Raw genomic sequence first — 516 nt, forward strand, 5'->3', positions numbered from 1 at the left:
AGATGTGTATTAAGAGACAGACCGCCATCCGCTGCTCCAGGTGCGCCCTCCCCACCGACGCCGTGAAGCACACGTCCCCCACCGGCGCTTCTCCCAGCGCCCCCGCGTACCTCCTCGCCTGCTCCTCCAGCGCGCTCGGGCTCCGCGCCGACACCACCAGCACGTGCTTCGGGCGCTCCACCACGTCCTGCTTCCGGACGGGCTCCGGCCTCGGAGGCGCCTCTTCCAGGACCAGGTGGGCGTTCGTCCCGCTGAGACCGAAGGAGCTGACGCCCGCCACGCGCCGACCCTGCGCCGGCTCCCACGCCGTCAGCTTCGTCGGCACCTCCACCGCCATCCGCTCCCAGCCGATGTGCGGGTTCGGCGTCTTGAAGTGCAGGTGCGGTGGCAACTGCTTGTTCCTCAGCGACAGCACCACCTTCATCACCGCCGCCACTCCCGCCGCCGACTCCAGGTGCCCCACGTTCGTCTTCGCCGACCCCATCCACAGCCTGTCCCTTATACACATCTCCGAGC

The 516-nt window shown here is 69.2% G+C and carries 1 protein-coding gene; it reads right to left on the reverse strand.

Annotation, left to right across the window (positions count from 1 at the left end; translation table 11 throughout):
- Positions 1–484: type I polyketide synthase (locus HV824_RS36075; RefSeq protein ID WP_176425302.1), on the reverse strand; the 484-nt coding region annotated here is incomplete at its 3' end.
- Between the last annotated feature and the right edge of the window lie 32 nt (positions 485–516).

The organism is Myxococcus sp. AM009, from assembly GCF_013372605.1.
Taxonomy (GTDB): domain Bacteria; phylum Myxococcota; class Myxococcia; order Myxococcales; family Myxococcaceae; genus Myxococcus; species Myxococcus vastator.